The following is a 13475-nucleotide window of genomic DNA, read 5'->3' as shown; positions in this document are numbered from 1 at the left end:
AACGCAAGGATGGCACAACCGATGAACACACTGGACTTTCTCGACAATCAGTCGCTGCGTAGCGACATTCCCGATTTCCGCCCCGGCGACACGCTGAACGTGCACGTCAAGGTCATCGAAGGCTCGAAGGAGCGCGTACAGATCTTCAAGGGCGTCGTGATCCGACGCCAGGGCGGCGGCGTTCGCGAAACGTTCACCGTTCGTAAGGTCTCGTTCGGCGTCGGCGTCGAGCGCACCTTCCCGGTGCACAGCCCCAACATCGCTCAGTTCGAGGTCCTCACCCGCGGTGACGTCCGTCGCGCCAAGCTCTACTACCTTCGCGATCTGCGTGGCAAGGCCGCCAAGATCAAGGAAAAGCGCTGACCGGTTCCGCCCGGACACACATCAGTTCACACCATGCCGCGTCGCCCTCACGGGCGGCGCGGCATGGTGCGTTCTGCCCTCGATCGACCCGCGGTCGACCTGGCCGACAAGTGGATCGACAGCCGCGACCCACCCATGCGCAGACCGTCCGGCCGTGCGGGCGACGGTTCCGGCTAACCTGATCACGTGACGCAGTCCCCACAGGATCCAACCGACGAGCCCGACGACGAGTCTTCACGGAAGAACCGTCGGGAACGCAAGCCCCGCTCGTTCTGGCGGGAGCTCCCCATTCTCATTCTGGTAGCGCTGGTACTGAGCTTCCTGCTCCAGACCTTCGTCGCTCGGGTGTATCTGATCCCGTCCGAATCGATGGAGCCGACGCTGCACGGCTGCACCGGCTGCACCGGTGACCGCATCGTGGTGGAGAAGATCGGCTACCGATTCGGCGACCCGAAGCCGGGTGACATCGTGGTGTTCCGTGGTCCGGATTCGTGGAACGACGAATTCGTGTCACAGCGGTCCGACAACTCGGTGATTCGTGGGGCACAGGAAGTCGGCTCGTTGATCGGGGTTGTGGCTCCGGACGAGAACGATCTCGTCAAACGAGTCATCGCCACCGGCGGTCAGACCGTCGAATGCTGCGACGAGCAGGGGCGAGTACTCGTCGACGGAAAGCCGTTGGACGAGCCGTACATACAGATGGATTTCCCCTTCACCCCGGGGACGATGACGTGCGACACCGAATTGAAGTCCGGACGATGCTTCGACCCCGTCACCGTGCCGGACGGCAACGTCTGGGTCATGGGTGACAACCGGAGCAACTCGCGAGACTCTCGGTATCACGTCACAGACGAATTCACCGGCACCGTTCCCCTCGACAACGTGATCGGCAAGGCCGTGTTCATCGCTCTGCCGCCGTCACGAACCGGCATTCTGGATTCGCCCGACATCCAGGGTCGATGACGGCGACCCCCCGACGTGCGCCGCGTGCGCGCGCAACCCTGACCCGATCGTCGTGGCCGCCGCGTCCGATCATCCGACGGGCGGCCGGCTTACGAACGATGGAATCGGCGCTGGAGCGGGGTGGTCTCGGGCCGGTCGCGGGCGTCGACGAAGCGGGAAGAGGAGCATGCGCCGGGCCGCTGACGGTTGCGGCGTGTGTTCTCGGTGCGCGGGCGCATGCAGCTCTCGTGGACCTGGACGACTCGAAGAAGTTGACCGAGCGGCGGCGCGAGGAGCTCTTTCCCAAGATCCAGAGGCTGGCACTGGCATGGAGTGTGGTGTTCGTCGATGCGGCCGAGGTCGACCGCATCGGAGTCCATGTGGCGAACATCGAAGGGATGCGACGCGCGGTTGCCGGGCTCGGCATGACCCCGGGTTACGTCCTCACCGACGGCTTTCGAGTACCCGGTCTTCCGGTCCCGTCGTTACCGGTGATCGGCGGCGACGCCACCGCAGCGTGCATCGCCGCGGCGAGTGTGCTGGCGAAGGTCTCCCGTGATCGATTGATGGTGCAGCTGGACGAGACGATTCCCGGCTACGGATTCGCCGTGCACAAGGGCTACAGCACCCGCGCGCATTCCGCCGCGATGACGGCACTCGGGCCGAGCAGAGAACACCGCATGTCGTACGCCAACGTTGCCGCCGCGGCCGCAGGCATGTCGCGCGATTTGTCCGTGAGTCGTTCCGCAGGCTCCACTCCCGGGGTCGACGCGCTGGGGCGAATGGACTGCCGCGACGCAGGTGCGCGATGATTGCTTCTCACGCCCGACTGGAGGATGAAAGAGACCGATGAGTGCCGAAGATCTCGAAAAGTACGAAACCGAGATGGAGCTCTCGCTGTATCGCGAGTACCGGGACATCGTGGGTCAGTTCAACTACGTCGTCGAAACCGAGCGTCGGTTCTATCTGGCGAACTCCGTCGAACTCATTCCGCACAACGTCGACGGTGAAATCTACTTCGAATTGCGAATGTCGGATTCCTGGGTGTGGGACATGTATCGTCCCGCTCGTTTCGTCAAGCATGTCCGGGTGATCACCTTCAAGGACGTGAACATCGAGGAGCTCGACAAACCGGATCTTCGACTTCCCGAATAGGGTCGGGCTCACGGAGCCGGGGTCCTGGTGTGGTCGCCGTGGTCCGCGGCGAAGGTACCTTCGTCCCGCGCCGTCGCGATGGTTGCGCACCGCATGATTCGAACCTTCATCTCGATTCCGTCCGTATCGCTCCACACGAATTGGATACCCGACCAAATCGGTCCGGGTGTTCTGTTTCGCGTTCGGTGCCGGCCATTGCTGTGCTCGGTTGAATCGTGCGAGGAAATCGGATGTGCGAAATCAATTGTACGACAACATGATTCGGATTTATCGGTCGATATCTCGAAAGCGACCGAAATTCTGCACCCATATTCGTCGTTTCGACATGTCCCGAAACGCCATCAGTTCTTTGCGTCCAAACGAGAATGGGTGGTAGAACTTGAATATCACACTCCCCGACGTGTAAGAGGTACGAGATGGCACGCAAGACGCTTGTGCAGATGATCGACGACGTGGATGGGTCGGTCATCAAAGACGGCCAAGGTGAATCCATCGAATTCGGCATCGGTGGAAACCAGTACCGCATCGATTTGAATCTCAAACACGCCAACGAATTGCACGAACAGTTGGCATTCTGGATCGAGCACGCCGAGAAGATCTCCGGTCGTCGCACTCGCAAGGGTGGGGCAAGCGCAGCACCGGTTCGCGGCAAGGTCGATCTGCAGGACATTCGCGCATGGGCACGCGAAAACGGCCACGAGGTCAGTGCCCGCGGCCGCATCAGTCAGGACGTGCAGGCAGCCTACGAGGCTGCTCACTGACCTTCCTCCAGTGCCGAGACTGTCGTCTCGGCCGCGCTCTGCCACATCGGCAGCGTGTTCACACCCCGATGTCTCGATCAGCTCCGTCCGAATTCCGAATTCGGACGGAGCTTTTCTCGTGTTCGGAGCCATTCCCGCGTCGCCGTCGAACGTGCCTGAGCCCTAACACAGCGGTCCGACAGAGTGGTCGTTCTGCACAGGTGACGAGCCCGTTGTTCCACACGTGGAGGGGTTGTCCACAGGCCAATGTCCCACCTGCGCTTTCTCGGCTTCTCCTCGATTCGTTCGTGCCACCGTCGGTACGACCGAATCGGCCGTAATGCACGGCCGGAGAGTGGAGGAATGCGGACATGGCGACCAACCAAGAACTCGGGGCGCGTGGTGAGCAGCTCGCGGTGCGCCATCTCGAGGACATCGGGCTGGAGGTGATCGAGCGGAACTGGCGGCATCGAACCGGGGAACTCGACATCATTGCGCGCGACGGCGACGCGGTGGTGTTCGTCGAAGTGAAGACCCGCTCGGGAATCGGATACGGAACGCCCGCCGAAGCGGTGACTTATACCAAACAGACCCGAATCAGAGGACTTGCGTTGCACTGGTTGTCGCTGCAGCAGGGTCCCTGGGTGCAGATCAGGTTCGATGTCATCGCGATCGTGGTCGGTCGTGACGGCAGCCCGGTCATCACGCACGTTCGGGCTGCGTTCTGATGCCCCTCGGACGAGCCCACTCGGTGGCGGTCAACGGAGTCGATGGTGTGCTGGTGGAGATCGAAGCCGACATCGGTCAGGGCCTGCCCGGTACGCATCTGGTCGGCTTGCCGGACACTGCTTTGAACGAATCGCGTGACCGAGTCAAAGCCGCCGTCAAGAATTCGGGCGGTACCTGGCCGGACAGCCGAGTGATTCTCGCTCTGTCTCCTGCGACCCTGCCGAAGGGCGGATCGGTGTACGACCTCGCTCTCGCGTTGGCGGTTCTCGATGCCGCGAAAGCGATTCCGCGTTCTTGTCTTGCCGAGACGGTGTTTCTGGGCGAGTTGGCACTGGACGGCAGGCTGCGGGCAGTTCGAGGAGTACTGCCCGGTGTGCTCGCGGTCAAGGGTGCAGGGTGGCAGCGGGTGGTCGTTCCGCTGCAGTGTCTGCCGGAAGCCGGTCTGGTGGACGGGATCGAGGTGCTGGGTGCGGGCTCGCTCGGGGAGGTGGTGGCCTGGCTTCGCGGTGAACAGGCTCTCGAATCGCCCTGTCCGACCGAATGGCACGAGGAGCTGTATCCGGACCTCAGCGACGTCGCGGGACAGGCGGATGCGCGATGGGCTCTGGAAGTAGCGGCCGCGGGCGCACATCACATCATGCTGACCGGGCCACCGGGTATCGGAAAGACGATGCTGGCGCAACGTCTGCCGGGGATTCTCCCGCCGCTGACCGAGTCCGAGGCGCTGGAAGTGACGGCCATTCACTCGGTGGCAGGGCTGTTGACCACCACCCGGCCGCTGATCACGTCACCGCCGTTCATCGCGCCGCATCATTCGACGTCGGTGAGTGCGCTGGTCGGGGGCGGAACCGGAATGGCCAAGCCCGGAGCGGTCAGTCGAGCGCATCGTGGAGTCCTGTTTCTGGACGAGTGCGCCGAGATGAGCGTTCGCGTCCTCGAGGCCTTGCGTACTCCGTTGGAGGACGGCGAGATTCGCATCGCTCGTCGCGACGGTGTTGCCAGGTACCCGGCCAGATTTCAGTTGGTACTGGCGGCGAATCCGTGCCCGTGTGCGCCTGCGCGGCAGGTCGACTGCGTCTGCCCGCCCACGGCGCGACGCAAATATCTCGGCAAGCTGTCCGGGCCGTTGCTCGACCGTGTCGATCTGCGCATTCAGATGATGGGTGTCGCGACAGGTGCACTGGTCGACGAGGTGGGGGAGGGTACGAGCGAGATCCGCGCACGCGTCACCGGAGCCAGAGACGCCGCTGCGCAGCGGTGGCGGGAGTTCGGCTGGAGAACCAATGCGGAGGTTCCGGGACCCGCTCTGCGTCAACGATTTCGGTTGGCGCGCTCGACGCTCGCTCCGGTCGAGCGCGCGTTGCGCAACGGATCGCTGACCGCACGCGGCGCAGACCGCGCCATTCGGGTGGCGTGGACGCTGAACGATCTGGCCGGTGGTTCGGTCCCCGGTGCAGACGACGTCGGGGCCGCGTTGGACTTCCGTGACAGGGGAGTGGCATGACGACGCACGACCCGCGCCGGCTCGCCTGGGCGTATCTCTCTCGCGTGGCGCAGGGCCCGCATCGACCGGTGGTCGATCACGCCGCAGCTCACGGTCCCGAATCGACGGCAGAAGCAGTGCGGGCGGGCGGGTTGGGGGAGCGGCTGGCAGTTCGCGCCCACATCGATACCGCCGCAGCAGATCTCGATCACATCGCTGCGCTCGGTGGCCGCTTGATCACGCCGGACGACGACGAGTGGCCGGCATGGCGCTTCCTCGGATTCGATGGTTCGGGTCTGTCCGCAGGGGTGGACACATGTCCGCCGATCGCGTTGTGGGCGTTGGGAACACAGCCGGTCGATGCGGTCACCGAACGATCGGTCTCGATCGTCGGGACCCGCGCGTCGAGTCCCTACGGCGACCATGTGACGGCCGAGATCTCCGCCGATCTGGCTCTCGACGGCTGGACGATCATCTCGGGCGCGGCCTTCGGTATCGATGCAGCGGCGCATCGCGCGGCTCTCGGCGTCGAGGGTACGACCATGGCTGTGCTCGCCTGTGGCGTCGATCGTGCGTACCCCGCGGGACATTCTCGGCTGCTGCGGCAGATCGCCGCTCGCGGGCTGGTTCTGAGCGAATACGCGCCGGGTACCACTCCGGCCAAGCATCGCTTCCTCGCTCGCAACAGACTCGTCGCCGCACTCGGATCGGCCGTGGTGGTTGTCGAGGCCGGGTGGCGCAGCGGAGCTCGCAATACTGCGGCGTGGGCCACCAAACTGGGCCGCCCGGTGCTCGCGGTACCCGGTCCGGTCACCTCGCCGACGTCCACAGGGTGTCACCGCATGATCCGCGACGGTGAGGCGGTTCTGGTGTCGAGCTCGCACGACGTGGTCGCCGAGGCGGGCGCTCTCGGGTCTACGGAGGAGTCTCGACCGGACCTCTTCCGTGAGACGGATGCACTCTCGGAAACCGCATTGCTGATCTACGACGCGCTGCCGGCAACGGGATCGCTGTCCAGTCGTGAGCTGTCCGAGAACTCCGGTGTGCCGTTGAGCAAGGTGCGTGCATCGCTGCCGGTGTTGGAGATGGAAGGTTTTGTCGGCAGTGACGAGACCGGCTGGTTCCGGGTCGTGCGTGGATGAGCGCACCACGATCGCCGAGCCCGAAAAGGTAGGGTGTTAGGTAATGCTTAGTCGATGCATCGGGTATCGGCGTCGTTCGCTCGAAGAGGGGTCCGAAGTGCCACGCAAGAAAACCACCCTGTCCGTCCTGCGCACCGAAGCGCTCACCCCGCACATGCACCGGGTCTACCTGGGTGGGGCCAACTTCGACGACTTCGATGCGATCGACGAGACCGACGCCTACGTCAAGTTGTTCCTCGGAACCGATGACGAACCGATCATGCGCACCTACACCGTTCGTTCGGTCGACACCGACGCGCGGGAGATCGCCATCGACTTCGTGGTGCACGGAGACGAGGGAGTCGCCGGGCCGTGGGCCACCCGGGCGAAGCCGGGAGACGAGATGTCGTTCTTCGGCCCCTCCGGTGGGTACGCCCCGCGCCCCGACGCGGACTGGCACCTGTTCGCCGGCGACGAATCGGCGATTCCGGCGATCTCGGCTGCAGTCGAGGCGCTCCCGGAAGACGCCATCGCCAAGGTCTTCATCGAAGTCGCCGACCGGCACGACGAGATCTACATGGAGACGCTCGCCGTCGTCGATGTGACCTGGGTCCACCGGGGTGCGTCCTCGAACGAGGTCGGGGACGATCGGGCCGGAGACAACGCACCGTTGATCGCAGCAGTGAAGGGAACCGAGTGGCTGCCGGGGCAAGCCCAGGTATTCGTACACGGAGAAGCGCAGGCCGTCATGCACAACATCCGGCCCTACATCCGCAAGGAGCGCGGGGTCGGGGCCGAGTGGGCCTCGATCTCGGGCTACTGGCGTCGCGGCCGAACCGAAGAGACGTTCCGAGTGTGGAAGCGCGAACTCGCACAAGCCGAATCCGGAGTCGACGCCTGATCCGGCGACAACGCGTCTCGGTCGGCGTGTCCGGTTGTCGCACCGGGTACGAGCGCCCAAGCTGAGACGATGACCGATTCGCTGCCGCCTCATCTCGGCATACACGTCGAGGAGTTCGCCGAACACCTTCGACTCGGTCGAGAGCGCTCCGAGCACACTGTCCGCGCGTACGTGGCCGACGCTCGCTCCTTGCTCGCGCACTTCGCCGAGTCGTCGCCGGGTGCGACGATCGCCGATCTCGACCTTCGCGCAGTGCGCTCGTGGTTGGCCACGCATTCGGCGGCCGGAGCGGCAAGGACGTCGATGGCGAGGCGAACCTCGTCGGCGCGGACTTTCGGGAAGTGGCTCGAACGGGTCGGTGCGGTGCAGGTGACACCGGCGGAACGCTTGACAGCGCCCATCGGACATCGCACGCTTCCTGGTGTTCTCCGCCACAGTCAAGCGACTCGCGCGCTGGCCGCTGCCGAATCGGGTGCCGCCGAGCTCGATCCGATCGCGCTGCGGGACAGGTTGATCGTCGAGTTGCTGTACGCAACCGGAGTCCGTGTCGGAGAGTTGTGCGGACTCGACGTCGACGATGTCGACACCGAGCGTCGCCTGATCCGTGTGGTCGGCAAGGGCAACAAGGAACGCTCTGCTCCGTACGGTGCACCGGCAGGGCAGGCGGTCGAGAAGTGGCTGGTCAGCGGCAGGCCCGAACTGGCCGGTGACCGATCCGGTGCGGCATTGCTGCTGGGGCGTCGGGGTGGACGGCTCGACCAGCGGCAGGCCCGAACGGCCGTTCACGAGATTCTCGAGACCGTCCCCGGTGGTCCCAGCCTCGGTCCGCACGGCCTGCGCCACACCGCTGCGACCCATCTCCTGGAGGGGGGAGCCGACCTGAGAGTGGTGCAGGAGCTGCTCGGCCACGCCTCTCTGGCAACCACTCAGATCTACACGCACGTATCCGTCGAGCGGTTACGGGCTGTGCACGATCAGGCTCACCCCCGAGCCTGAGCCGAGCGTCCACTGCGCAACGTTTGGTAGCGTCATGGCCGACTGACTACACCGAATACGGGGGACCGTGGACCGCGACCGACCGCAAGGTACTTCGGAGACGTGGTCGATGCATGTCCGTAGCGGCTCGACCGCCGACCATCGGAACTCTCCCGTGTCGTCCGACAGTGCACGCGACGAGTCCGGCACAGCCGTATCGTCGGATCCGATGGAGACTCCCCGCTCGACGCCGCGGCAGCCGCCCCCCTGGCAGACGCCCGATTCTGTCGGCCGGCAGCCCCTCCTGCCGCGGTACAACCCACCGGTGCCGCTGCAGCCCGGTCCGCCCTCCGATCGGCACGAGCCCGTCCGGCCGCAGTCCGACGACTTCCCCGTATACCCCGATCGTGGGTCGCCGCAGCCGTGGGCGGGGGGACCCAACGCCTATCGACCCGCCAGCCAGGAACTGGGCGCGGATTCGCTGCTCAAGCGTCCCAAGAGGGCCTCGAATTCGGGGTGGCGACGTGGAGTGCACAGGCTCACCGGCGGCGTCATCAATCCTGGCGAATCGACGGCGGAGGAGCGGTACCGAAACCAGGTCGAGCGCATCCGGCAGCCGGTGCTCGGCGATTATCGGATCGCGTTTCTGTCGCTCAAGGGCGGCGTCGGCAAGACCACCACCACGCTCGGCCTCGGTTCGACCTTCGCGTCGCTGCGCGGAGATTGCGTCATTGCCGTGGATGCGAACCCCGACTTCGGCACCCTGGGCGAGCGTGTGCCGCGTCAGACGTCGTCGACGGTCCGCGATCTCTTGGCCGCCGCCCCGCGTATTCGTCGCTACTCCGACATTCGCGAGCACACTTCGCAGGCACCGAGTCGACTCGAAGTACTGGCCGGCGAGCGTGACCCCGCCGCGTCGGAAATGTTCGGCGAAGAGGACTACCGCGCAGTCATCGACATGCTGCAGGTCTATTACAACCTGATTCTGACCGACTGCGGTACCGGCATCATGCACTCGGCGATGAACGGAGTACTGCAGCTGGCGAACGCTCTGGTGCTGGTCAGCTCTCCGGCGGTCGACGGTGCTCGCAGTGCAGCGGCCACGCTGGACTGGTTGGAGCTGCACGGCTACGGACATCTGGTCGAGCGAACGGTCGTCGTGATCAGCTCTGTTCGGCCGGGCTCGTCGGCAGTGGACATGAATCTGCTGCAGCAGCACTTCCTCGAGCGATGCCGCGCCGTGCTGGTGATCCCGTTCGACGAGCACCTGGCCGAGGGTGCCGTGGTGGATCTCGAGCTGTTGCGGCCCCAGACGCGAAACGCCTTCGTCGAGCTTGCCGCCATGGTGGCCGACGATTTCCCTGCCGCGTCGGGCAGGCACTCCGGCCCACAGCGGTAGGGATCACCGAGGCGCTGCCTCCAGCGGCTTCAACCTGATCGGACTCGCACGCACCAGTGCCGTGGGGTCGAGATATTCGCGGCCACGTCTGATGCCCCAGTGCAGGCATGTGGCCGAGCAACTCTCGTGCCCTCCGGCCACCGATCCCAGTATCGTCCCGCGGCGAACCCGGCTGCCGGCGGCGACCGATGCCACCACCGGCTCGTAGGTCGATCTGAGTCCGCTCGAATGGTCGACAGACACGACGGGCTTGCCCGCGACCGGCCCGGCGAACACCACGATGCCGTCGGCGACGGCCAGTACCGATTGGCCTTCCTGCGCGGCGAGGTCGACACCACGGTGGCCGGGCAGCCAGTTCTGCTCGGGCCGGTCGAACGAGGTGACGACCTGCGGCCTCGGCTGCAGCGGCCAGCCGAACGCATCCGGCCGCGCCGATGCGACCGGCGTCGAGAGTGCTACCGAGGTCGCGACGCAGATCGCGACGCAGATCGCGAGTGTGCGGCGAGTGAGTGAGACGTTCACCCGTCGACCATCTCGTGGATTCGGACGTGGAAACGACGACGACCGTCGATTGTGGACAAGTGGAAACTCTGTCCACAGGTGACGGAATCTCTTGACAGTCGGCCCTGGTTATGACGGGGGCCGCGGCAGGTCTACACTCGTCACTTGCGGCCTGTGCGTGCACGGGTCGACTTCGCGCGTCCGCCTCATCGCATCGTCTGCCTCATCGCAGAATCACCGATACGAGAACCGGTTGTCGGCGGTCCTGAGATCTCCTCGATGTCAGGTCCGGCAACTTCAGCGGACGCCAGGGCAGAGGTCACCGACACTCTGCGTCAACCGCACCATCGAAAGAGAGTTCTTCAGCCATGGCTGTAGTAACAATGAAGCAGCTGCTCGACAGCGGCACACACTTCGGACACCAGACCCGTCGCTGGAACCCGAAGATGAAGCGATTCATCTTCACCGACCGCAACGGCATCTACATCATCGACTTGCAGCAGACCCTGACCTTCATCGACAGGGCCTACGAGTTCGTCAAGGAGACCGTCGCCCACAACGGCACGGTTCTGTTCGTCGGCACCAAGAAGCAGGCGCAGGAGTCCATCGCCGCTGAGGCAACCCGCGTGGGCATGCCCTACGTGAACCAGCGCTGGCTCGGTGGCATGCTCACCAACTTCCAGACGGTGCACAAGCGCCTCCTCCGCCTCAAGGAGCTCGAGGCCATGGAGCAGACCGGTGGCTTCGAGGGACGCACCAAGAAGGAAATCCTCATGCTCACGCGTGAGATGACCAAGCTCGACCGCACCCTCGGTGGCATCCGGGACATGTCCAAGGTTCCGTCGGCCATCTGGATCGTCGACACCAACAAGGAGCATCTCGCGGTTGCCGAGGCTCGTAAGTTGAACATCCCGGTCATCGCGATCCTCGACACCAACTGCGATCCCGATGTGGTCGACTACCCGATCCCGGGCAACGACGACGCGATCCGTTCCGCTGCGCTGCTGACCAAGGTCGTCGCATCCGCAGTCGCCGAGGGCGTGCAGGCTCGCGCGGGTCAGAACACTGCATCCGACGCCAAGCCCGAGGTCGGCGCAGGCGAGCCCCTCGCCGAGTGGGAGCTCGAGCAGCTCGCTCAGGCGTCACCGGCAGCAGAGGCTCCGGCAGCAGAGGCTCCCGCAGCGGACGCACCGGCAGCAGAGGCTCCCGCAGCCGATGCACCGGCAGCAGAAGAAGCACCGGCCGCTCAGTCTTGATCGAATTCGGTCCCGGTTCACCCTCAGGGGTGGGCCGGGGCCGCTTCGGTATGTCAGGGTTGTGGTCGGTACGGCTCCGCAGTGAGCCCGTCGATCACGGCCTGAGATCAGCATTTTTCGTCAACGCCCGTACCCAGACTTTTGAGGAGGCTCGCCCACGATGGCGAACTACACTGCCGCCGACGTCAAGCGGCTCCGTGAGCTCACCGGCTCCGGAATGATGGACTGCAAGAACGCGCTCGCCGAGACCGATGGCGACTTCGACAAGGCCGTCGAGCACCTGCGCATCAAGGGTGCCAAGGATGTCGGCAAGCGCGCCGAGCGCAACACCGCCGAGGGCCTCGTGGTCGCCGAGGGTGGAGTGCTCGTCGAGATCAACTCCGAGACCGACTTCGTCGCCAAGAACGAGGAATTCCAGACCTTCGCTGCGTCCGTCGCAGCGACGGCAGCGGCAGGCAAGCCTGCCGACGTCGAGGCGCTGAAGGCTCTCGACCTGAACGGCAAGACGGTCGAGACGGCCCTGACCGAGCTGTCGGCCAAGATCGGTGAGAAGCTCGAGCTGCGTCGCGTCGTGTCCTACGACGGCAACACCGCTACCTATCTGCACAAGCGCAGCGCGGACCTGCCGCCTGCTGTCGGCGTACTCGTCGAGTACTCCGGTGACGGTGACGCCGCAGGCGAGGCCGCACGCGCAGCTGCGATGCAGATCGCAGCGCTCAAGGCGAAGTACGTCACGCGCGACGAGGTCCCCGAGGACCTCGTGGCTGCCGAGCGTCGCATCGCCGAGGAGACCGCTCGCGAAGAAGGCAAGCCGGAGCAGGCGCTGCCGAAGATCGTCGAGGGTCGCGTCAACGGTTTCTTCAAGGATGTCGTTCTCACCGAGCAGAAGTCGGTGCAGGACGGGAACAAGACCGTCAAGGCCATCCTGGACGAGGCAGGCGTGACCATCACGCGCTTCTCCCGGTTCGAGGTCGGTGCAGGCTAGTCTGCACACCGTTTCGGTCGAGGCGATGCCGTTCATTCGATTCCATCGAGTGGGCGGCATCGCTCGTGCGCGGGGCAGGTCCATGCACTGGCCGGAGCCCTGTCCACCGCCCGGGCCTCGATAGGGCAGGATGATCGAAGAGGAAACCGTAGTGTTCGACGAGTACCGAGGAGAGCTATGACCGATCCGGCCCCTGACCGTCCCGGGTTCCGACGCGTGATGCTCAAACTGGGTGGGGAGATGTTCGGAGGCGGCCAGGTCGGTCTGGATCCGGATGTCGTGAACAACGTTGCCGAGCAGATTGCCGAGGTGGTGGCCACCGGGGTTCAGGTCGCCGTGGTGATCGGTGGCGGCAACTTCTTCCGTGGTGCGGAACTGCAGCAGCGTGGGATGGACAGATCTCGTTCGGACTACATGGGCATGCTCGGCACTGTGATGAATTGTCTTGCACTGCAAGATTTTCTGGAAAAGCAGGGCGTGGCCACTCGGGTGCAGACCGCGATCACGATGGGGCAGGTCGCAGAGCCCTACCTTCCGCTCCGCGCGCGGCGGCACCTGGAAAAAGGTCGTGTCGTCATATTCGGAGCCGGTATGGGAATGCCGTATTTCTCCACCGACACGACTGCCGCACAGCGCGCACTCGAGATCGGAGCCGAGGTGCTGTTGATGGCCAAGGCAGTCGACGGTGTCTACTCGGCCGATCCGCGCCTCGATCCCGATGCGACGATGTTCGATACGATCACCCACCGCGAAGCCATCGAGCAGGGACTGAAAGTCGCCGACGCGACCGCGTTCAGCCTCTGCATGGACAATCAGATGCCGATGCTGGTGTTCAATTTGCTGATCCAGGGAAATATCGCTCGCGCTGTGTCCGGCATGAAGATCGGCACGCTGGTCACGTCGTGATCGAGGCCGACAGGGACGC

The 13475-nt window shown here is 64.7% G+C and carries 15 protein-coding genes; 14 read left to right on the top strand and 1 reads right to left on the bottom strand.

The window, feature by feature from the left end; genetic code table 11:
- Window positions 1–21: 21 nt before the first annotated feature.
- The 11 genes from rplS (at window position 22) to MTX35_RS02150 (ending at window position 9808) form a co-directional block, all read left to right on the top strand.
- Window positions 22–363, top strand: coding sequence for a 50S ribosomal protein L19 (gene rplS, locus MTX35_RS02200; RefSeq protein ID WP_243593375.1), 342 nt, complete (start codon window positions 22–24; stop codon window positions 361–363).
- A 186-nt stretch (window positions 364–549) separates the two neighbouring features.
- Window positions 550–1326, top strand: coding sequence for a signal peptidase I (gene lepB, locus MTX35_RS02195; RefSeq protein ID WP_243593374.1), 777 nt, complete (start codon window positions 550–552; stop codon window positions 1324–1326).
- Window positions 1323–2117, top strand: a complete 795-nt coding sequence (locus MTX35_RS02190) for a ribonuclease HII (RefSeq protein WP_243593373.1) — start codon at window positions 1323–1325, stop codon at window positions 2115–2117. Before lepB ends, MTX35_RS02190 begins: the two co-directional genes overlap by 4 nt.
- A 37-nt stretch (window positions 2118–2154) precedes the next feature.
- The gene (locus tag MTX35_RS02185; protein WP_243593372.1) at window positions 2155–2460 is read left to right on the top strand and encodes a DUF2469 domain-containing protein; all 306 of its coding nucleotides are present in this window, start codon (window positions 2155–2157) and stop codon (window positions 2458–2460) included.
- Window positions 2461–2876: 416 nt separating this feature from the next.
- Window positions 2877–3221: an Lsr2 family protein gene (locus MTX35_RS02180; protein WP_243593371.1), complete on the top strand. Its 345-nt coding sequence runs from the start codon at window positions 2877–2879 to the stop codon at window positions 3219–3221.
- A 350-nt stretch (window positions 3222–3571) separates the two neighbouring features.
- The gene (locus tag MTX35_RS02175; protein ID WP_243593370.1) at window positions 3572–3928 is read left to right on the top strand and encodes a YraN family protein; all 357 of its coding nucleotides are present in this window, start codon (window positions 3572–3574) and stop codon (window positions 3926–3928) included.
- Entirely contained in the window at window positions 3928–5433 is a 1506-nt protein-coding gene (locus MTX35_RS02170; RefSeq protein ID WP_243593369.1) for a YifB family Mg chelatase-like AAA ATPase, read from the top strand. Before MTX35_RS02175 ends, MTX35_RS02170 begins: the two co-directional genes overlap by 1 nt.
- Window positions 5430–6554: a DNA-processing protein DprA gene (dprA, locus tag MTX35_RS02165; RefSeq protein WP_243593368.1), complete on the top strand. Its 1125-nt coding sequence runs from the start codon at window positions 5430–5432 to the stop codon at window positions 6552–6554. Before MTX35_RS02170 ends, dprA begins: the two co-directional genes overlap by 4 nt.
- 97 nt (window positions 6555–6651) lie before the next feature.
- Window positions 6652–7434 (top strand): siderophore-interacting protein, encoded by a 783-nt coding sequence (locus tag MTX35_RS02160; RefSeq protein ID WP_308198095.1) that lies wholly within the window; start codon window positions 6652–6654, stop codon window positions 7432–7434.
- Between the two features lie 69 nt (window positions 7435–7503).
- A complete protein-coding gene (locus tag MTX35_RS02155) occupies window positions 7504–8430 on the top strand; it encodes a tyrosine recombinase XerC (protein ID WP_243593367.1) in 927 nt (308 codons plus the stop codon).
- A 208-nt stretch (window positions 8431–8638) separates the two neighbouring features.
- Window positions 8639–9808, top strand: a complete 1170-nt coding sequence (locus tag MTX35_RS02150; protein WP_308198094.1) for a MinD/ParA family protein — start codon at window positions 8639–8641, stop codon at window positions 9806–9808.
- Window positions 9809–9811: 3 nt separating this feature from the next.
- On the opposite strand, the gene MTX35_RS02145 is transcribed toward MTX35_RS02150, so the two are convergent.
- A complete protein-coding gene (locus MTX35_RS02145; protein ID WP_374230214.1) occupies window positions 9812–10330 on the bottom strand; it encodes a M23 family metallopeptidase in 519 nt (172 codons plus the stop codon).
- A gap of 347 nt (window positions 10331–10677) precedes the next feature.
- Here MTX35_RS02145 and rpsB point away from each other — a divergent pair, with 347 nt between their 5' ends.
- The 3 genes from rpsB (at window position 10678) to pyrH (ending at window position 13456) form a co-directional block, all read left to right on the top strand.
- A complete protein-coding gene (gene rpsB / locus MTX35_RS02140; RefSeq protein WP_243593365.1) occupies window positions 10678–11565 on the top strand; it encodes a 30S ribosomal protein S2 in 888 nt (295 codons plus the stop codon).
- Window positions 11566–11725: 160 nt separating this feature from the next.
- On the top strand, window positions 11726–12550 hold the full coding sequence (gene tsf, locus MTX35_RS02135) for a translation elongation factor Ts (RefSeq protein ID WP_243593364.1): 825 nt from the start codon (window positions 11726–11728) through the stop codon (window positions 12548–12550).
- Between the two features lie 177 nt (window positions 12551–12727).
- On the top strand, window positions 12728–13456 hold the full coding sequence (gene pyrH / locus MTX35_RS02130; protein WP_243593363.1) for a UMP kinase: 729 nt from the start codon (window positions 12728–12730) through the stop codon (window positions 13454–13456).
- Window positions 13457–13475: the final 19 nt, after the last annotated feature.

The organism is Rhodococcus sp. ARC_M12 (genome assembly GCF_022810385.1).
GTDB classification, from domain to species: Bacteria; Actinomycetota; Actinomycetes; order Mycobacteriales; family Mycobacteriaceae; genus Rhodococcoides; species Rhodococcoides navarretei.
Note: the sequence above shows the minus strand (reverse complement) of the source record. Positions and strands in the feature narration are given on the sequence as shown.

Excerpts from the sequence above, each read along its gene's own strand:
- pyrH (WP_243593363.1), top strand. The coding sequence starts at position 12,728 with ATGACCGATCCGGCCCCTGACCGTCCCGGGTTCCGACGCGTGATGCTC.
- MTX35_RS02185 (WP_243593372.1), top strand. The coding sequence starts at position 2,155 with ATGAGTGCCGAAGATCTCGAAAAGTACGAAACCGAGATGGAGCTCTCG.
- MTX35_RS02155 (WP_243593367.1), top strand. The coding sequence starts at position 7,504 with ATGACCGATTCGCTGCCGCCTCATCTCGGCATACACGTCGAGGAGTTC.
- rplS (WP_243593375.1), top strand. The coding sequence starts at position 22 with ATGAACACACTGGACTTTCTCGACAATCAGTCGCTGCGTAGCGACATT.
- MTX35_RS02180 (WP_243593371.1), top strand. The coding sequence starts at position 2,877 with ATGGCACGCAAGACGCTTGTGCAGATGATCGACGACGTGGATGGGTCG.
- dprA (WP_243593368.1), top strand. The coding sequence starts at position 5,430 with ATGACGACGCACGACCCGCGCCGGCTCGCCTGGGCGTATCTCTCTCGC.
- MTX35_RS02170 (WP_243593369.1), top strand. The coding sequence starts at position 3,928 with ATGCCCCTCGGACGAGCCCACTCGGTGGCGGTCAACGGAGTCGATGGT.
- MTX35_RS02175 (WP_243593370.1), top strand. The coding sequence starts at position 3,572 with ATGGCGACCAACCAAGAACTCGGGGCGCGTGGTGAGCAGCTCGCGGTG.
- rpsB (WP_243593365.1), top strand. The coding sequence starts at position 10,678 with ATGGCTGTAGTAACAATGAAGCAGCTGCTCGACAGCGGCACACACTTC.
- tsf (WP_243593364.1), top strand. The coding sequence starts at position 11,726 with ATGGCGAACTACACTGCCGCCGACGTCAAGCGGCTCCGTGAGCTCACC.
- MTX35_RS02150 (WP_308198094.1), top strand. The coding sequence starts at position 8,639 with ATGGAGACTCCCCGCTCGACGCCGCGGCAGCCGCCCCCCTGGCAGACG.
- MTX35_RS02190 (WP_243593373.1), top strand. The coding sequence starts at position 1,323 with ATGACGGCGACCCCCCGACGTGCGCCGCGTGCGCGCGCAACCCTGACC.